Genomic DNA, 18323 nt, shown 5'->3' with positions numbered 1-18323 from the left:
CCTGCCAAGATGAGGTTCTCCCCCGCCGATAGCTGTTGCGATCACTCGCGTCCAAAAAGGAGAAGCCCATGCCGTATCAACTGTTTATCGCCAACAAGAACTACTCTTCCTGGTCAATGCGCGCGTGGGTCGCCCTGGAAGCACTCGGAATTCCCTTCGAGGAAGAACTTACGCCTTTCAAGGGCGCCGGTCCGCAAACCGACTTCATGTCGTTCTCACCCTCAGCCAAGGTGCCTTGTCTACATGAGGGTGACAACGTGGTTTGGGACTCATTGGCGATTATCGAGTATGTCGCCGAAGCCTACCCAGACCTCTGGCCTCAGTCACGAGCTGCCCGCGCCTGGGCACGTTGCGCCACCGCCGAAATGCATTCCGGATTCCCGGCCTTGCGTGACGAATGCTCCATGAACTGCGCGTTGCGTATCGCGTTGGGTACGCCGAGCGAGGCATTGCAAGAGGACTTGGCCCGACTGGACGCACTATGGTGTGAAGGCTTGAAACGCTTCGGTGGGCCTTGGTTGGCGGGTGACCGTTTTACCGCCGTCGATGCCTTTTTCGCCCCGGTAGCGGTGCGTATTCATGGCTATGGCTTACCACTGGGTGAGACAGCACTTCTCTATGCTCAACGCCTGCTCGAGCATCCCAGCGTCGCTGACTGGATAACGCAGGGTATCGCCGAGCCGTGGATCGACGAGCCTCACGAACAAGATTGCCTACGCGGTCGGCGCGTCTTGGAAGATCGCCGCGCGTAGCCTTCCCCGTTTACACCGCTCAACTTCAGCAAGGAACATATCATGCGTGACGGATTTCACTTCTACGAGCCGCACCAAGGCCACGGCTTGCCCCACGATCCCTTCAACGCCATCGTCGGGCCTCGCCCGATCGGCTGGGTTTCCTCTCAGGATCGCGACGGCCACCTGAACCTGGCACCTTACAGCTTCTTCAACGCTTTCAATTACACGCCGCCGATCGTGGGCTTCTCCAGCATCGGCTACAAGGACAGCGTGCGTAACATCGCCGCCACCGGCGAGTTTTGCTGGCACTTGGCGACCCGCCCGCTCGCCGAGCAGATGAATGCCAGCTGTGCCAGCGTGGCACCCGAGGTCGACGAATTCGCGTTGGCCGGCCTCACACCGCGCGCTTCCCAGGTCGTCGGCGTACCGCACGTCGCCGAAGCGCGCGTCGCCTTCGAGTGTCGGCTGAGTCAGCTGATTCAGCTCCAATCCGCCGCTGGTGAGTCTCTCGAGACGTGGTTGGTACTGGGCGAGGTCGTCGGTGTACACATCGACCAGTCACTGCTGCATGACGGCGTCTATCAGACCGCCGAGGCACACCCCATTCTGCGCGGCGGCGGCCCGGCCGATTACTTCGAAGTCAGCGCCGAGCAGAACTTCAAGATGTACCGGCCAGGTTAATCACACGCACTGCCGTAACAGCTTGGGACTCGCTTAAGGCATCTGCCACGGTGCAGTCCAGAATGTCATTCTCTCTTACTGGCTCCCCTTCCGTCTCGCCGGCCCACGCGGTGCTTTTTCTCATCGACGTGGTGCCGGCTCATGCGTGCGTGCATGCACGATCCGCGGTATGTGCTTTACCACGTGACTACCTTGGATGACTGTCAACGGACATGACTTCACAAAATCCTTTGAAGATTGTATAAAATATAAAACCAACAAGATCGAGCGAAGGTGGCTTATGAAACGTGTGCACGTCATCGATTCCCACACCGCGGGTGAACCGACACGATTGGTCATGGAGGGCATCCCCACACTTTCCGGTAACACCATCGCCGATAAATGCGATGACTTTCGCGACAATCACGATGCATGGCGCCGGGCCCTCATGCTGGAGCCGCGTGGGCACGACGTGCTGGTCGGCGCGCTGTACTGCGAGCCCGAGTCCAGCGATGCCAGTTGCGGGGTCATCTTCTTCAACAACAGCGGTTATCTCGGCATGTGCGGTCACGGCACCATCGGGCTGGTGGCGTCGCTACACCACTTGGGACGAATGACACCGGGCTGCCATAAGATCGATACCCCGGCGGGGCCCATCAACGCCACGCTTCACGGGGACGGCGCCGTGACCGTACGCAATGTCCTCTCCTACCGTCATCGCCGCCAGGTCCCTGTCGAGGTGCCGGGGTACGACATCGTACATGGCGACATTGCCTGGGGCGGCAACTGGTTCTTCCTGGTCAGCGATCACGACATGACCCTCGAACTCGATAATGTCGAGGCTCTCACCGACTACACCTGGGCCATTCGACAAGCGCTGGAAGCCCAATCGATTACCGGGGAAAACGGCGGCGTCATCGACCACATCGAACTCTTCTGCGACGACCGCGAGGCCGACAGCCGAAATTTCGTGCTGTGTCCCGGCAAGGCTTATGACCGCTCGCCCTGTGGCACCGGCACCAGCGCCAAGCTCGCCTGTCTCGCCGCCGATGGCAAGCTGGCGCCGAGGCAGATCTGGACACAGGCGAGTATCTGCGGCGGCCAGCTCGAGGCCTCCTACGAATGGGAAGGCGATCGCATTCGCCCCTCGATCAAGGGACGCGCCTATCTCAGCGCCGACGCCACCTTGCTAATCGACGAACAGGACCCGTTCGCCTGGGGAATCACGCGTCAGTGATCCATCTTATCTCGACGATTCAGCGCCGGGCATTACAGCGATGCCGCTGCGCTGAGCCCCTTGCATGCAATGAACCAACTCTCGAGGAACAACGATGAACGATGCCATCTTTACCGGTTGCATTCCCGCATTGATGACGCCCTGCACCGCCGACCGTCAGCCAGATTTCGACGCCCTGGTCGCCAAGGGTCGTGAACTGATCGAACTGGGAATGAACGGCGTGGTGTACTGCGGCTCCATGGGCGACTGGCCTCTTCTAAGCGAAGCGCAGCGTCAAGAAGGCGTTGCACGCCTGGTCGGGGCCGGCATTCCGACCATCGTCGGCACCGGTGCGGTCAACTCCAAGGAAGCCGTCTCCCATGCTGCTCATGCGGCCAAGGTCGGTGCCGATGGACTCATGGTCATTCCCCGCGTGCTGTCCCGCGGCACGTCCGCCACCGCGCAGAAGGCTCACTTCTCGGCCATTCTCGACGCCGCACCCAATCTGCCGGCAGTGATCTACAACAGCCCTCACTACGGCTTCGCCACCCGTGCCGACCTGTTCTTCGAGCTTCGCGCCAAACACGCGAACTTGATCGGCTTCAAGGAGTTTGGGGGCGCCAATGACCTGCGTTACGCGGCGGAGCACATCACCTCACAGGACGCTGACGTCACCCTGATGGTCGGTGTCGACACCACCGTCTACCACGGCTTCGTCAACTGCGGCGCCACCGGTGCCATCACCGGTATCGGCAACGCTCTGCCCCGCGAAGTGTTGCACCTTGTCGCACTCAGCAAGAAAGCGGCCGAGGGAGACGTCACCGCTCGCCGCCTGGCCAGGGAGCTCGAAGAAGCGCTCGGCGTACTGTCCTCCTTCGACGAAGGCGCCGATCTGGTGCTCTACTACAAGCATCTGATGGTGCTCAACGGCGAGAGCGAGTACGCGCTGCATTTCAACGAGAGCGACGTGCTCAGCGACGCCCAGCGACGCTATATCGAAACCCAATACGAGCTGTTCCGTACCTGGTACGCGAACTGGTCTGCCGCCCTCGACGATGCCTGAACGAGACACCTCCATCTAGACGCCATAGGTGTCGCCGCACCGACATGCCGGGAGGTCTACGATGACCGGCCTCCCGGCTTCCCTTCCCGATACAACAAGCCGAGCGCTCTCGCATGGCGCGGTCTGAACGCGACGTTCCATGTCCTCATCTTGGACATTCATTGCAGTTTGTATACAGTATGCAAATTCCAATCTTCGGCAGGGGCCGGCCATGGCGACTTACAAGACACGAGCGCAATTCGTCGCGGATGATCTACGCGGGCGTATCCTTGGCGGAGAATTCAAAGGCGGCACCCAGCTGCGCCAGGACGCCTTGGCCAAAGACTACGACGTCAGCCGCATCCCCGTTCGTGAAGCCTTGCTGACACTAGAGTCCGAGGGGCTGGTCGAATTTCACGCCCACCGGGGAGCCTTCACTACCGAGCTTTCCGTGGCCAAGATCCGCGAACTTTTCGACCTTCGCGTTTTGCTCGAGACCTACGTACTGCGTCATGCCATCAACGGGCTCACCGACACAGACCTGAAAAAGGCCGAAGACACCCTCCTCGAGTATGACCAGGCGCTGAATTCCGGCGGCGATATCGATAACTGGAGCGAGTACAACTTCGCCTTTCACCAGGCGCTTTACGCCCCGGCCGAGCTACCTGAAACCCTCTCCCTGATCAGCCAATTGAACACCAAGTCCGATCGCTATATTCGCATGCAGTTGGTCTACACCCAGGAAATCGAGAAAGCCGAGCAGGAACATCGCGGACTCCTCGAACTGGCCCGTCAAGGCGATGCCGACCAAGCCTGTGAGTTGTTGAAGACGCATATCCAGGAAGCCTGCGAAGGCATCGTCGCGCTGCTCGAAGAGCGCGCTAAACAGCCCGAAACATCATGATCGGCGCATCATAAACCGGCTATCGCCCATCAAGCGCAAGCGTTTCTCTTCATTACTGCCCAATCACCAAGCGTCGGACCTTCGGCCATCACCCGACCCAGTGCCGGCGCGTCGGTGCATTCTCGCTTTTACTCGCTCGGAGTGCCCCTGGGCGCCACGGCAGGCCCCATCCGTTACGCTATCCCGCAGTCGTCCGCTACCGATGATGTCATTCACGCGTCGCGTCACGACTTTGGTCGAGTTCCGTCTTGAAGCTGGCAACGACATATCTTATATTTTATACAATCGACAAATACAAATTGGTCTGTCAGTTGAGGGATCCCTATGGGCTCATATGGCCAAGCCTTCCAAGACGACACTCACCATGCCGACGTCACCGTTATCGGCGCCGGTGTGGTTGGTATTGCAAGTGCTCTCGCGCTGAGCCGGAAGGGCTTGAAAGTGCTGGTGGTAGACAAGCAAGCGCCAGGCATGGGGGCTTCCTTTGGCAATGCGGGACACATGGCCACCGAGCAGGTCTTTCCCATCGCCGATGCCTCGATTCTCAAACGCCTGCCTAGCATGCTGATGGACCCCATGGGGCCACTGCACCTGGACTGGCGTTACCTTCCCAAGGCGCTGCCTTGGTTCACTCGATTATTGCTGAATCTACGCCAAGCGCCCTACCAGAACAGCGTGAGTGGTATCCGCGCGCTCAACGAGGTAAGCCTAAGTGCCTGGCGTCGACTGCTTGAATCGGTCGATGGCAACCATCTACTGAAGGAAGACGGATCCTTCATGGTCTACGAGCAGGCAGACTCGCGCGCCGAACTGGAGGCACTGCAGACCTGCATGTCGGAACAAAGCGTGGCGGTTGAGCATTGGCGGGGAGACGCGATTCGCGACATTGCCCCGCAGCTCGCCGACTCGATTCGCGGCGGCCTGTTCTTTCCTGCGACCGGCCACGTCGTCGACCCGCTCTTGGTCGCACAACGTCTGGTAGCAGCGGCCAAGGCCGAGGGCGTCAAGTTCTGCCAGGGCGAGGTCGTCTCCGGCCATGTTAACTCCCATGGCGTCACGCTCGAGACAACCGCCTTGGGGCGGCTTCATGGACGCCAGGCATTGGTAGCCTGCGGGGCACACTCGGCAGCGCTTACCGCCAACCTCACTGGCACGCGGGTACCGTTGGACACCGAGCGCGGCTATCACCTGATGCTGCCCGGCGAGCAGTCGCGTCTACCCACGGCGGTGACGTCACTGGAGCGCCGTTTCATCATGACGCCGATGTCAGAGGGCCTGCGCCTGGCGGGTACCGTCGAATTCGCGGGCCTCAAGCGGCCGCCCAACATGGCACGGGCCTGGCAGCTGCATCGCTTGAGCCAGGGCCTTTTCAAAACACCTCTCGATGCCGCAGAGGCAACGCCCTGGATGGGTTTTCGCCCTTCCCTGCCCGATTCGCTGCCCGTCATCGATAGCGCAAAAGACGGCAGGGTGCTGCTGGCTTTCGGGCATCACCATCTGGGACTTACCCAAGCCGCGGTGACGGCCGAACTTATAGCCGGGCTGGCAATGCCAGGAGCGGCGGAGGCCGACGCGTCCCGACGCGCTCTCCCTGCTACCGACCAAGCACTTCCCGAGTTGCCCCCCTATCGGCTCGATCGCTTCTAGACGCAATCCCCTCAATTCAGACAACAAGACCAAAGGAGATATCATGTCCTCATCCAATGCCCCGAGGCTACCCAGCATGGCCGAAGTGCTGACCATCATGGTGGGCTTCATCGCCATCATGTTCCTCAGCATCAACGTGCTCGGCCTCCCCATTCAGCTTGCGCTGTTCGCTTCCTGGTTTCTGGTCATGGCACTCGGCCTGAAGCTCAAGATGCCCTACGCCCCCATGCAGGAAGGCCTCATCGACGGCATTCACAATGGCATGGAAGCAGTGCTGGTTCTCACCACCGTCGGCGCCCTGATCGGCACCTGGATCGCCGGGGGCATCGTGCCCAGCATCATCTACTACGGGCTGACGGTGATGAACCCGCAGATATTCCTGTTCGCCGCCTTCGTCATCTGCGCCCTGACCTCGCTATCCACCGGTACCTCTTTCGGTACTGCAGGCACCGCCGGCGTCGCCATGATGGGGATCGGTCATAGCTTCGGCATTCCGCTCCCGTTGGTGGCCGGCGCCGTCATCTCCGGCGCTTACGTCGGCGACAAGATGTCGCCGCTGTCCGACACCACGGTGATGACCGCATCACTATGCAAGGTCAATCTGATTGACCACATTCGTTCCATGATGACGGTAAGCGCACTCGCCATTCCGATCGCATCAATTCTGTTTCTGGTCGTCGGCTTCTTTTATGTCAGTGGCGATGTGGACACCTCGCGCGCCACTGTCGCCATGCAAGCACTAGAAACCAATTTCACCATCAGCCCGTGGCTACTGCTGCCGGCGGTGATCGTGATCGGGCTGCTGACCCGCCGCTACCCGGCCATTCCAGTCATCACCTTCGGCGCCGTCCTGGGCAGTATCTGCGCCTGGTGGGCCCAAGGTATCGGCCCCATCGATGCCATTCGCATCGCCTATGTAGGCAACGACATGCAGTCCGACGTGGAGTTTCTAAACACGCTGCTCAACCGTGGCGGCATCGAGTCCATGCTCAGTGTCGTGGCGTTGATCCTGTTTGCCTTGGGCCTCGGCGGCCTGATGAGCCAAGTGGGTATCCTCAAAACGATCAGCAATGGCTTCTTGCGCTGGGCCAATAACCCGGGACGCTTGACGGTCTCGACCATGCTGGGTGGCTTCTTCGGTAACTTCTTCGGCGGCGCAGCCTACGTTTCGCTGATCACCGCCAGCACCATCACCGGGAAGAATTACGACGACCAAGGCGTTGATCGGCGGGTGCTCTCGCGTAATGCCGAAGCGGGCGGCACCATCACTACTCCAATGGTGCCCTGGACCGACGGCGGTGTGTTCATGGCCACTACTCTCGGCGTCTCAACCATGACCTACCTGCCCTTCCTCTGGTACCACATGCTAGTGATCGTGATCTCGATCTTCTATGGCTACGCCAACATCGCCATCTGGAGAACCCAGCCCAAGACCGAGGCACAAGACGACGCCAACACGCGACAGAACTTCCAAGCCTCGTGACACGGCACCGATAGTTCTCTCGTCACCTGATCAGCCCTGCCCCGTGCAGGGCTTTTTGCGGCCGCAAGGGGCTTTCCACCACCCAGCCGCTACCTCATGAGCCACGCGTTCTGCATGATACACTAGTGCTCACTTTCGTATCCGCAAGGCAGGACGCGCGCATGTCCCTCGATGATCTTCACCTCAATCTTCGCAATCTGACGCCCGAGGACTATCCGCAGCTCAAGACGCTGATGGACCGGGTCTATCACGATATCGGCGGCGCCTGGCCCAAGCGCACCATCGAGCGACTGATCAGCGAGTTCCCCGACGGACAGATCGTCATCGAGGACGACGAGACCCTCGTTGGCGTAGCCCTGACCGCCCGCGTCGACTACGAGGAATTTTCCAACCCGCACCGCTACGACGACCTGATGGATCAACGGGAGATCATCCTCAACGCTCCCGAGGGCGACGCCATGTATGGCCTGGACGTGTTGATCGATCCGGCTTATCGCGGCTATCGGCTCGGCAGACGCCTCTACGAAGCCCGCAAGGATCTGTGTAAGTCACTGAATATGCGCGCCATCCTGGCCGGCGGCCGAATTCCCAACTACCACCAGCATGCCAGCGAAATGTCGCCGGCCGAGTACCTGGATCAGGTCTCGCGCAAGGAGATCCACGACCCCATCCTGTCGTTCCAGTTGGCCAATGACTTCCAGGTCAAGCGGCTGTTGCGCAAGTATCTGCCGGAAGATGAAAAGTCCCAGGGCTACGCGACCCTGCTGGAGTGGAACAACATCCTCTTCGAGCCCGCCGAATCGGTGCTCGATACCCGCAAGACGCAGGTGCGAGTGGGCGCGGTGCAATGGCAGATGCGCGAGTTCTCCTCGGTGGAGGCGGTGCTGCAACAGGCCGAATACTTCATCGATGCACTCTCGGATTACCAGAGCGACTTCGCGATCTTCCCGGAGCTCTTCAACGCTCCGCTGATGGGCCTGCAGGATCGCGCCGCCCAGCAGGATCAAATCGCGGCCATCCGCTTCCTGGCCGGCTTCACCGCACACTTCAAGACCGAGCTGTCACGCATGGCAGTGTCCTACAATATCAATATCATCGCCGGCTCGATGATCGAGGAGCACGACGACGGGCATCTCTACAACATCTCTTATCTCTTCCACCGCGACGGCGACATAGAGGCCCAAGCCAAGCTGCACATCACGCCCCAGGAGCGCCGCGACTGGATCATCGAAGGCGGTGACGACCTGCGCGTCTTCGACACCGATGCCGGTCGAATCGGCATTCTGATCTGCTATGATGTCGAATTTCCGGAACTCTCGCGCCTGCTCGCCGATCAGGACATGGATATCCTCTTCGTGCCGTTCTGGACCGATACCAAAAACGGTTATCTGCGAGTGCGCCACTGCTCTCAGGCGCGCGCCATCGAAAACGAATGCTACGTGGTACTGTGCGGCAGCGTCGGCAACGTGCCGTCGATCGAGAACATGGAGATTCAGTACGCGCAGTCCTCGGTGTTCTCACCCTCGGACTTCGCCTTTCCCCACGATGCGGTGCTGGCCGAAACCACTCCCAATACTGAGATGATCATGTTCTCGGATCTCGACCTGACCCGTCTCACGGTGGTGCGCAACGAAGGCTCGGTCACCAACTTGAAGGACCGCCGCCAGGATCTTTTCGACCTGCGCTGGCGTGACTGGTCGTGGAAATCCGGGTCGCGCCAGGAAGACACCTGAGGCACTACGCTCACGGAAGAAGGTGTAGAGGAGTTCGACGATGAAATGGTGGAACGCCTGGCGTGGCGGGCGCCATTCCTTCCCCGTCGAGGCTTGGGCCGAGGGTCAGGCTCGGGTACCGCTGTTGATGGCGCTTCCCGAGAGCGATGCCCGACGTCTCGGGGAGCGCGCCTGGGCCTTTCTGCGCCACAAGCGGCTTTCGCTGTTCGACGACGAGCTGTTCGACCTGCCCGCACGCCTGGCGCTGGTCGCCCAGGCCTGCCTGATGACACTCTACTGGTCGGAGAGCAACGCCCACGAAGCCTTCGCCAATGTCCATGAGATCCTCGTGCTGCCGGAGGCCTTTCGCCGCAAGGTCGAGGAGATGGATGAAGCCGGTGTGGTCCACGAATACGAGGACGATCGTGTCGGCGAGACCTGGCACCAGGGCCCCATCGTCCTCGCCTTGTCGGATATTCAGGAAAGTGGTGGTTGGGGCGGTTTCAATGTCGTCATCCACGAATTCGCACACAAGCTGGACATGGGCAACTCACTGGACGCCGACGGCTTTCCGCCCCTGCCGCGCGATATCGACCCGCGCGATTGGCACCGCGTCTTCACCGACGTATGGAACGATCTACAGGCGCATCTCGAACGCGGCGAGGCCACGCCCATCGACGACTACGCCGCCACGCACCCGGGTGAATGCTTCGCGGTCTGCTGCGAAACATTTTTCACCGCCCCCAATGTCCTCAACAGCGCCTACCCCAAGCTCTACGCGCTACTGGGGCGCTACTTCCGGCAGGAGCCGTTAACGCGCCTACATGCAGCCTCTGACTCCATGTCATCACAATAAGCGGTCAGCGAGCCCACCCAGATGTCACTGATGGGCGTCCCCCAGTCGCGCGTTGCGCTTTCTCAGGTACTTGATCAGTGGAACGATAATCGCCAGCGTCACTACGGTGATGGCTATGCACAGCAAGGTTGCGCTGATCGGCCGCGAGAAAAAGATCGACGGATCGCCCTGCGACATGCCCAGTGACCGACGGAATTCGCTCTCAGCGATAGGCCCCAGCACAACACCAAGAATAATAGCGACCAATGGGAAATTGATTTTCTCAAGCAAGAAACCCATCACCCCGAAGCCCAGCATGAGCCAGACATCGAACATCGAGTTCTGTACCGAATACGTACCCACCACACAGCAGATGATGATGATCGGCCCCAAGGCCGAATAGGGAATATTCAACATCCGTGATAGCACGGCGACGAATGGCTTGGAGAATGCCAGAATAAGCAAGTTGACGATAAGGAGACCAACGAATACAGCATAGATTAGATCGCCGTTGTTGATCATGAAGGACGGACCGGGCTGCAGACCATGCATGATGAAAGCCCCCAGAATGACGGCCGTCGTACCACTGCCGGGGATGCCCAAGGCGAAAAGTGGTACGAGAGCGCCCATTGCTGCGGCGTTGTTGGCCGCTTCAGGGGCCGCGATTCCTTCCGGTACGCCCTTACCGAATTCCTTAGGGTGCCGGGACCAACGCATCGCCTCACTATAGCTCACCATGGCTGCTGTGCTTGCGCCGATGCCCGGTAGAGTACCGATGGCAACTCCGAGAATCGATGACCGGGCTAGGGTCAGCCGAATCCGCCGGATGACAGGCATGTCGAATATTCGGATCTTGACTTTCTTGATCGGCGTGTGCGGAGCGTTGCCCTGGGCACGCTTCAGCACTTCGGAGATGGCGAACATTCCCACAATGATCGGGATCAGTTGAATCCCGCCAGCCAAGTTGAGGTTGCCGAAGGTATAGCGCAAGGTGCCGGTCATCGGATCGATACCTACCGAGGCCACGAACAGCCCGATCATGGCGCCGATCAGACCGAGCAGCAAGCTACCGCCCAGCGACGCCACCACGGTCAGACCAAGCACTGCCAGAGCGAAGAATTCCGGTGACGAGAACTTCAGCGCTACCGACGCCAACATCGGAGCGAAGACGATAAGCGCAATGGTGCCTACGAGCCCTCCAATCGCTGAGCTCAATATCCCGATGCCCAGAGCCTTCCCGGCCTCACCCCGTTGGGTCATGGGATAGCCGTCAAAGGAGGTCATGACGGCTTCCGGTGTTCCGGGCGCCCGGTAGAGGATGGCGGTAATCAGTCCCGAGAAAACTGTAGAAGCATAAATCGCCGTCAACAGCATGAAAGCCGTCGTCGAATCCATGCCATAAGTTACCGGTAGCAGGATAACGACCAGAATAACGCCGCTAATGCCCGGCAAGGCGCCACCAATGAACCCGATGAACACGGCGGATAACAGAATCAGGAAATTCATCGGCTGTAGGACAACCGAAAAGCCGTTCATAAGACCGTCTAGCATTGTCTGTCTTCCTCAGTTACACCTGTGGCGTGTACATCGACCGTCGCGATCACGGCAAGGGAATGTTCAGCAGGGTGTCGAAGACGAGCAGCACCAGAACCACCCCCGCCAGCGTGGTCATGCCAATCGTCATTTTGCGTGTCGCGCCCAGGGTCAGGCTGCAAAGTAGAGAGAAGCCGATCGTCGCCCACAAGAAACCCACGAGGCTCATCGATACTGTATACAGCACCACCAGCACGAGAAGAACCCAGTGGCGATTCCGGGCGAAGATGCCACCGCTTACGGTCTCCTCGGCGGCGGCTTCTTCGGGGCCGTCGTCCTCTTTAGTCGCAAGATTGCTGCCCTTCGACTTGCTCGATTCGACATGGGTCGTAACAGCCAGCATCGTCGCTAGAACGAGCATCGCCACCAGCACCAACAATGGCCAGGTGCGCGGCCCGATAAGCGTGGAGACCTCCTCGGAACTCGGCAATTGCCAGGTCTTCGTCAGGAAGACGAGCCCCCCGACGAAGACACAAGCAATAAAGGCATACAGCTTTCTAGTCATGACTGACACCGAAGATGTAGGGGCGGCGCCGAGTTCTCCGGCGCCGAAGGAAGAAAAAGAGGCAGCATGTTCCTGACGTCACTCACTCCATTGCCTTCCGAGAAATGCTGCCCCTACCTATAGAACTTTCCGGGTCACTCGTTTTTGAGCAGTCGCTTGTACTGCTTGAGATCAGCCTTGAGTTCCTTTCTATAGGCATCACTACCCATCCAGCCTTCGCGGTAATCCAGATGGACTTTGCTGGCGTAATCCTGGTACTTGTCGGACTCGTAGATGTCCTTGAGCGCACTTTCGATAGCGGCCACCGTCTTCTCCGGCGTGTCGGCGTTAACGAACACTCCCCGCTCGTTGCCGTCCGTCAGATCCCATCCCTTTTCGACGGTTGTCGGTATATCTGGGAAGTCCTCGAGACGCTTATCGGCAAAGACCAGAATGGGCTTCATTTTACCGGACTCCATGTAGCCCAGAATTGAGCTTATCTCGCCAAACATGCCGTCGATGTTGCCACTCAGCACATTGGATGAAACGCTGCCTTCCTCGTCGTAGGGAATGAAATTCATCTCCAGACCACTGGCATCCTTGAAGCCAAGAAATGCCATTTTGTCGGGACTTGCAGCAGCGGTCCCACCGATCACCACCTCGCCGGGATTATTCTTGGCATAGTCATAGAATTCCTGGAAATTTTCGTACTTGTCAGGATTCACGATCAGCGTCATGACGTCTGACTGCATGCGCGCCACCGGCGTCAGTTGGTCGAGCCCAGTCGGATTCTGGCCAGCGGCTAGCGAGGTGATGAGGGTCGACGACGCAAAGTCCAGGGTCTGGCCGTCGGGTGCATTGTTGGCAGTGCGCTGATGGGCGATAGCACCGGATGCCGTGGGCAGGTCGATGACAGTCACCGTGGTATCCAGGCGCTTCTCCAGCATTGGCTGGACCTGTCTGGTGAAATTGTCAGTACCGCCACCTGCGCCGGCAGCGACCAGCGCCTTGATGTTGCCGGATGGGTAGTCCGAGGCTTCGGAACTGGCTAGGGTGGTGCCGCTGACGGCGGCCACACTCACGCCCAGAATACCAATCGCCGCGAGTTTGTATTTATCGAGCATTTGACTGGCTCCCTCTCAAATAAAGAAATATTGTCGTTGATAGACGGAGCGGCGCATGCGTTCCGTCCGGTCCATCGGAACCGTGATTTGATGTCCAACGATGCGCGGCTTTGTCAGTCACGCATTTTTCGATAACGTTGCTGCAGGTGTTCACCTCCTTGCCGTTGAGAATTCTTGGGTTCGTGAACGTCTATAGGAATGCCCGCATAACCCCGCGCTAATATCTCGATGACAGACCTCAGACTGCCGTAGACCGTAGTACCGTACCTCCAGGCACGAAGCGGTCTCACGTCTCATGCTTGCTCCTGAAAGAAGTTCCTGTCCTGCTCGCGCCGCAATCTCAGCAACGCGGAATCGGGGACATTATCCAGTGCATCGAAAGGAATCGGCTCATCCGCCGTGACGTCTCGCAACAAACGCGCTCCCGGCAGCAGATAGAATGGAGCCGCGCCCCCTCCATCGATAGGCCGGGCCGGGTGCACCTCCGGACGCAGTCCATCGATGACACGGTGGTGACCGTTCATCTCGAAACGATGCCCGGCCGGAAGATCGCGGATGGCCCTTGCGACCAGATCAACTCTCGGCTGGGTCGCACCTCCACCGCCCGATGGCAGGCCATGCAGTACGGCATCGAGCAGCGAGATCGGCGCCTCAAGGCCCAGTAGATGACGTGGAAGGTACACCATCGCACTTGCCCCATTACGGCTGACCACGTGTCCCTTGCCGCGCAACAGTTCCCAGGATGCGGGGTCTTCGCAGCGCAGGACGACAAACACTCCGCCAGCGAAGCTGACCTCATCCGGCCTGCGCAGGCAGTTGAAGACCTCCAGCCGACCGCCATGCTTGAGGATGCCGCCCTGCTCGTGGGTATCCAGTACCGTCGGCACTTCGGGGATTCTCAATAACGGTGCGTGGAATTCCGGGCGATCGGGGAATAGCCCCGTTGCATTGGCGACATTGGTCATCTCGCAAAGATCCGGTACCGAGATCAGCTGCATATCGCTGGCGGTTTCGATTCGCGCGCCCGCCATCTCGGCTTCCCGACTATCCGCCAGCGTCCACAGGTCGGCCATGGACGGCAGCGGATAACGTGCATCGTTGCAGTGTATTTCCTGGTTCGCCTCGTCCCAGACGAAATCGTATTCACTGCTCTTGCCAGCGGCGATGATTTCGAAGCCCAACGTCCTGGCCCAAGTCACCATACCGATCAAGAGACTGGGCTGATCACCATCCAGTGGGGTAAAGACCAACCCCTTTTCTAACGCCTGGTGGGTCAAGTAGGGACCAATCACCGACTCCGTTTCCTTGGTGGCAATGCCAACATGCTTGCCAGCCGCAATAGCGCTCTCGGCGTGCAACGCTCCAGCTTCTGGTATACCAGTTGCTTCAACAAGAATATCGAATGGCAAATCGACGACGGTGCTCAGGTCGCCGCTAGCGATATAGCATCCGGCGTCCCAAGCCGTGCGAGCCTGATCTACCCCATGGCACTCGACGATGGCCGCTATATCGACTCCAGCACGCTCGAGGGCCAGGCGTGCACTCCGGGCATCGACATCGACCGCGATTCTCGCAGAAAACGCATTCATATTAAGAGCTTGACGTAATACACCAGTACCGAAATCGCCGACACCTGCAACGCAAGCCTCGACAATCCGGTCACTTTCGAAATAGTTCAGATAGTTCATTCGAGAATCGCCAATTCCTGAAGCGGGAAAACGACCATGCCCCCACTCACGTTGTCCATATTGTCCGGCATGTCGTCGTACCGAATAGTGAGTGAAGGCTAGTGGTATACCATTTTCATCGTCAAAGGAACAACAGTTAGACTTTAGTGGCTTCTGCGCGCTTTAACCTAGTAACTACCTGATAGGAATGAACAAAAAAATTACCATGTCGACATAGTAAAGTTGATTTATAAAAGGATGGTATGCCATATTTGCTGTAAATTGGCAGGCAGTTTTCCATGACTTCACTCGACGATATCGCCCAGACATCCCAACAGGGCCTAGTCACCAAGGTGGCCAGCTATCTTCGCGAGCATATCGTGATGGATCACTTTCAACCGGGACAGCGACTACCCGAGCGCACTCTGGCCGAAGAGCTACAGGTCTCCCGGACCCCTCTACGAGAGGCATTGAAGATACTCGCCTCTGAAGGGCTGGTAGAGATCCTGCCAAACCGAGGTGCAGTGGTTTCCGATGTCAGCCCCTTGGACGTTAAAGAGAAAGCCTACGTATTGAGCGTACTTGAGCAGGCCGCAGCAGAGCTTGTCTGCGAAAAAGCAACCGACCGCGACATTACCGAGTTACAGGCGCTGCACTACGAGATGAAAGCGGCATTCATCCGCGGCGATCGGCAGAACTATTTCCGCATCAACCAAGAGATTCACGACCGCATTGTCGCCCTCTCGGGTAACAGATCGCTGAGAGAGATGCATGGCTATCTGTGTCGCCAGTTGTATCGCGTACGCTATCTATCTAACGAGAAAAGCGAGAAGTGGACGACCGCCATGGCCGAGCATGAAGCAATCATGGCGGCACTTGAGGCGCGAGACGCAACGAGAATGGGACAAGAACTACGCAATCATCTTGGCAAGACGTGGTTCAAATTTGCCGCCAACGAAAATCCTGATGCACAACCGTCAGACCAGACGGACGCAAAGCCGACCAAGCAAACGAAAGAGTCCCCGCCCGCCGACGAGCAATGATTATCTATGCGGCGATACACCGGCAGGAGCCGCTGCGGCATTGCCCGCCGCACTGAGTTCTCATGCCGCCTCGGCCCCATCACCTAGAAACTCTCGATGCCGCCAATGCAGACCGGTGATGGCGGGACCAGATGAGCCGACACGCTTACTGGCGAGTGTCGGCATGCTCGTAGATCGCTGAGGCGTCCTCGCCATCCTTGTCACCCGTGCCACCCTCGTTGCTCTCGCCATCGGCAGCCAATTCGGCATCGTCCAAGTGATTGGCACCACCGTCACCGACCACCTCGGAGAGAGTGTCGAGTGGCGATGACACCAGATTCTCGAGCGCCTCGCGGATCGCCTGACCGGCAACACTGCCAAAGTCCACCGATCCGAGATCGTCGAGTGGCAAGCGCATGGGGATATCGAGCTCAATGGTGCCGTCGTCACTCTTCAGGACACCGACCAGCGTCTTGAGCGGCAGCTCGGTGGCCGAGGTATCGACCTCCTCGCCTAACTTGAGCCGATGCAGAACGAGATGATTCTGCGCTTGCAGGCGGCCCTGATCGAGCCGGTAGTCGAGATCCAGCGTGGCCTGCCCACGCTCGACGGCATAGCCACCGAACTCGCGCAAGTAGGGCGCCAAGGTCTCGAGATCGAGGCGCTCGAAGTGCAAGTTCAGGTTGCCGTTCATGACGTCACCGAGCGGATCGAAAGCGCCCTCGATACGCAGCGGCGAGCCATCGGCCACCTTCCCCTCGAGCGACAGCTGGCCATCACCCGTCTGGTCGGAGTCGAGTTGCCGCCACTCGCCATTCAGCGCCGAAAAGTCCAGCTCGAACGGTCGCGGCAGGTGACGGTCGTTGAAGGCTACTGCGCCACGCTCGATGGACAGGGCATCGAGCGCGTAGTGCATGCCTTGGCCCGCGGAACTCTCATCCTCAGAACTACCACTCTCAGAACCATCATCCTCAGAACCGCCGCTCGATGCCGGCGGGCGCCAGGCGGTGAGATTGGTGTCGAGTTGTTCATCGATCGTGACATCGAGCCAGGGTGCCGCGAGCGACACCCGCGCGGCGGTCAATTCAGGCTGCGCACTTGCGAACGTCAGCCCTTCCACGGCGAAGCGTTCGGCGCGGGCAATGGTCTGATCCTTCTTGGGATCACGCATCACGAGTGCTTCGATCACGCCCTGGCCGTTGACCTGTGTACCGGCATCGCTGGCGCGGCCCGCACGCAAACGAATCTGCGCACCAAGCGACCCCGCCGCCGGTTCGGCGCGAACGACATGTGTCAGATAGCCCGACAGCGTAGTCAGCGGCACTTGGTCCGCGTCGAGATCGACATCCACCGTCCACGGCGAAAAGCCCATCTCGCCCTCTCCTTTCAGAGTGCCGCCATTCCAATCCGCCTGACCTTGCAGAGAGAAGGGCCGATCATCGCTATTGTCATAATGACGCGCCTCTAGAGCGAGGTTTGTCAGGCTCAGCGTCAGCGGCTTATCGGGGCGCCGGTTGATCCAGTCCAGTCGGCCATCGCTGACGTTGAGTTGAGCAATACGCAATGGTGCCGATTCACCCCCACCGTCACTGCCGAAGAGCTGGGCCAGGTTCCACGCGCCCCCGGAGCGCCAAATCAGTTGCAGACGCGGCGCTTCTAGATCGATTCGCTCGAAACGCCAACCCGATTCAAACAACGAGTGCCAATCGAGGATCGCCACGACCCGTTGGCTCGAAAAAACCGGCGTGTCGGCCTGACCAGCGATACGTAGCCCGTCGAGCGTCACTTGGTGGCGCCACGGGGTGAGAGTGACGTCTTCGATCGTTACCTGACGGCCGCTGCGCTCGGCCAGCATCTGGCTGAGGCGCTGGTCGATATACGCCGGCAACGCCCACAGCCAAGTGACCAGCAAAAGCAGCACCAGAGTCGTCAGCACACTCAACCCTATGCCGAGGCGACGCTTGCGCGTCGGCCTCGACATGCTGCGATGGGAATGCGGCATGTCAATTTTCCGTATCGTCAGATCATGGATGAATACTTATCAGCGTGACATCGTCAGCATGGAGCCGCGAGTCGCAGGCCAGGCTAGCCGCAACACCGGCTTACCGTTACAGTCGCTTTCGAGCACCGCGCGGCATGGGTACTGCAAGAAGCCACAAGGTATTGACCATTCTGCGACTCATAGGATGAATCAACCATC

Annotated in this window: 16 protein-coding genes; 11 read left to right on the top strand and 5 right to left on the bottom strand. The window is 59.2% G+C overall.

Annotated elements, in window-relative coordinates; translation table 11 throughout:
• Positions 1 to 68: 68 nt before the first annotated feature.
• The 9 genes from OP495_RS03625 to OP495_RS03585 all read left to right on the top strand — a co-directional run bounded on the left by OP495_RS03625 (position 69) and on the right by OP495_RS03585 (position 10254).
• Positions 69 to 752, top strand: a complete 684-nt coding sequence (locus OP495_RS03625) for a glutathione S-transferase family protein (protein WP_280567289.1) — start codon at positions 69 to 71, stop codon at positions 750 to 752.
• A gap of 42 nt (positions 753 to 794) precedes the next feature.
• Positions 795 to 1415, top strand: coding sequence for a flavin reductase family protein (locus OP495_RS03620; RefSeq protein ID WP_280567287.1), 621 nt, complete (start codon positions 795 to 797; stop codon positions 1413 to 1415).
• Between the two features lie 280 nt (positions 1416 to 1695).
• A complete protein-coding gene (locus tag OP495_RS03615) occupies positions 1696 to 2631 on the top strand; it encodes a 4-hydroxyproline epimerase (RefSeq protein WP_280564810.1) in 936 nt (311 codons plus the stop codon).
• A 94-nt stretch (positions 2632 to 2725) separates the two neighbouring features.
• Complete coding sequence (locus OP495_RS03610; protein ID WP_280564809.1) at positions 2726 to 3673, top strand: dihydrodipicolinate synthase family protein; 948 nt, start codon at positions 2726 to 2728, stop codon at positions 3671 to 3673.
• Between the two features lie 211 nt (positions 3674 to 3884).
• On the top strand, positions 3885 to 4556 hold the full coding sequence (locus tag OP495_RS03605; protein WP_280564808.1) for a GntR family transcriptional regulator: 672 nt from the start codon (positions 3885 to 3887) through the stop codon (positions 4554 to 4556).
• Between the two features lie 324 nt (positions 4557 to 4880).
• Positions 4881 to 6203 carry an FAD-dependent oxidoreductase gene (locus tag OP495_RS03600; protein ID WP_280564807.1) on the top strand — a complete coding sequence of 441 codons (1323 nt, stop codon included), beginning with the start codon at positions 4881 to 4883 and terminating at the stop codon, positions 6201 to 6203.
• 43 nt (positions 6204 to 6246) lie between these two features.
• On the top strand, positions 6247 to 7686 hold the full coding sequence (nhaC, locus tag OP495_RS03595) for a Na+/H+ antiporter NhaC (protein ID WP_280564806.1): 1440 nt from the start codon (positions 6247 to 6249) through the stop codon (positions 7684 to 7686).
• Positions 7687 to 7847: 161 nt separating this feature from the next.
• On the top strand, positions 7848 to 9419 hold the full coding sequence (locus tag OP495_RS03590) for a carbon-nitrogen hydrolase family protein (RefSeq protein WP_280567284.1): 1572 nt from the start codon (positions 7848 to 7850) through the stop codon (positions 9417 to 9419).
• Positions 9420 to 9459: 40 nt separating this feature from the next.
• Positions 9460 to 10254 carry a zinc-dependent peptidase gene (locus OP495_RS03585; protein WP_280567281.1) on the top strand — a complete coding sequence of 265 codons (795 nt, stop codon included), beginning with the start codon at positions 9460 to 9462 and terminating at the stop codon, positions 10252 to 10254.
• 24 nt (positions 10255 to 10278) lie between these two features.
• On the opposite strand, the gene OP495_RS03580 is transcribed toward OP495_RS03585, so the two are convergent.
• The 4 genes from OP495_RS03580 to OP495_RS03565 form a co-directional block, all read right to left on the bottom strand.
• Positions 10279 to 11784: a tripartite tricarboxylate transporter permease gene (locus tag OP495_RS03580; protein WP_280567278.1), complete on the bottom strand. Its 1506-nt coding sequence runs from the start codon at positions 11782 to 11784 to the stop codon at positions 10279 to 10281.
• 49 nt (positions 11785 to 11833) lie between these two features.
• Positions 11834 to 12331 carry a tripartite tricarboxylate transporter TctB family protein gene (locus tag OP495_RS03575; protein WP_280567276.1) on the bottom strand — a complete coding sequence of 166 codons (498 nt, stop codon included), beginning with the start codon at positions 12329 to 12331 and terminating at the stop codon, positions 11834 to 11836.
• Between the two features lie 134 nt (positions 12332 to 12465).
• Positions 12466 to 13434, bottom strand: a complete 969-nt coding sequence (locus tag OP495_RS03570; protein ID WP_280563273.1) for a tripartite tricarboxylate transporter substrate binding protein — start codon at positions 13432 to 13434, stop codon at positions 12466 to 12468.
• A gap of 293 nt (positions 13435 to 13727) precedes the next feature.
• Complete coding sequence (locus OP495_RS03565) at positions 13728 to 14726, bottom strand: flagellar biosynthesis protein FlgA (RefSeq protein WP_280567273.1); 999 nt, start codon at positions 14724 to 14726, stop codon at positions 13728 to 13730.
• A gap of 30 nt (positions 14727 to 14756) precedes the next feature.
• On the opposite strand from OP495_RS03565, the gene OP495_RS03560 reads away from it, so the two are divergent.
• Together OP495_RS03560 and OP495_RS03555 are read left to right on the top strand one after the other, a co-directional pair.
• On the top strand, positions 14757 to 15041 hold the full coding sequence (locus OP495_RS03560; RefSeq protein WP_280567271.1) for a hypothetical protein: 285 nt from the start codon (positions 14757 to 14759) through the stop codon (positions 15039 to 15041).
• 359 nt (positions 15042 to 15400) lie between these two features.
• A complete protein-coding gene (locus OP495_RS03555; protein WP_280563277.1) occupies positions 15401 to 16144 on the top strand; it encodes a GntR family transcriptional regulator in 744 nt (247 codons plus the stop codon).
• Between the two features lie 145 nt (positions 16145 to 16289).
• On the opposite strand, the gene OP495_RS03550 is transcribed toward OP495_RS03555, so the two are convergent.
• The gene (locus OP495_RS03550; protein WP_280567269.1) at positions 16290 to 18125 is read right to left on the bottom strand and encodes a DUF748 domain-containing protein; all 1836 of its coding nucleotides are present in this window, start codon (positions 18123 to 18125) and stop codon (positions 16290 to 16292) included.
• Positions 18126 to 18323 lie beyond the last annotated feature (198 nt).

It is taken from the genome of Chromohalobacter sp. 296-RDG, assembly GCF_029889885.1.
Classification (GTDB): domain Bacteria; phylum Pseudomonadota; class Gammaproteobacteria; order Pseudomonadales; family Halomonadaceae; genus Chromohalobacter.
The sequence above is the reverse complement of the archived record's forward strand: the minus strand, read 5'-3'. Positions and strand labels throughout refer to the sequence as shown.

Bases quoted from the DNA above. Each gene is read 5' to 3' on its own strand.
- OP495_RS03625 (WP_280567289.1), top strand. From the start codon at position 69: ATGCCGTATCAACTGTTTATCGCCAACAAGAACTACTCTTCCTGGTCA.
- OP495_RS03620 (WP_280567287.1), top strand. From the start codon at position 795: ATGCGTGACGGATTTCACTTCTACGAGCCGCACCAAGGCCACGGCTTG.
- OP495_RS03615 (WP_280564810.1), top strand. From the start codon at position 1,696: ATGAAACGTGTGCACGTCATCGATTCCCACACCGCGGGTGAACCGACA.
- OP495_RS03610 (WP_280564809.1), top strand. From the start codon at position 2,726: ATGAACGATGCCATCTTTACCGGTTGCATTCCCGCATTGATGACGCCC.
- OP495_RS03605 (WP_280564808.1), top strand. From the start codon at position 3,885: ATGGCGACTTACAAGACACGAGCGCAATTCGTCGCGGATGATCTACGC.
- OP495_RS03600 (WP_280564807.1), top strand. From the start codon at position 4,881: ATGGGCTCATATGGCCAAGCCTTCCAAGACGACACTCACCATGCCGAC.
- nhaC (WP_280564806.1), top strand. From the start codon at position 6,247: ATGTCCTCATCCAATGCCCCGAGGCTACCCAGCATGGCCGAAGTGCTG.
- OP495_RS03590 (WP_280567284.1), top strand. From the start codon at position 7,848: ATGTCCCTCGATGATCTTCACCTCAATCTTCGCAATCTGACGCCCGAG.
- OP495_RS03585 (WP_280567281.1), top strand. From the start codon at position 9,460: ATGAAATGGTGGAACGCCTGGCGTGGCGGGCGCCATTCCTTCCCCGTC.
- OP495_RS03580 (WP_280567278.1), bottom strand. From the start codon at position 11,784: ATGCTAGACGGTCTTATGAACGGCTTTTCGGTTGTCCTACAGCCGATG.
- OP495_RS03575 (WP_280567276.1), bottom strand. From the start codon at position 12,331: ATGACTAGAAAGCTGTATGCCTTTATTGCTTGTGTCTTCGTCGGGGGG.
- OP495_RS03570 (WP_280563273.1), bottom strand. From the start codon at position 13,434: ATGCTCGATAAATACAAACTCGCGGCGATTGGTATTCTGGGCGTGAGT.
- OP495_RS03560 (WP_280567271.1), top strand. From the start codon at position 14,757: ATGCTTGCCAGCCGCAATAGCGCTCTCGGCGTGCAACGCTCCAGCTTC.
- OP495_RS03555 (WP_280563277.1), top strand. From the start codon at position 15,401: ATGACTTCACTCGACGATATCGCCCAGACATCCCAACAGGGCCTAGTC.
- OP495_RS03550 (WP_280567269.1), bottom strand. From the start codon at position 18,125: ATGCCGCATTCCCATCGCAGCATGTCGAGGCCGACGCGCAAGCGTCGC.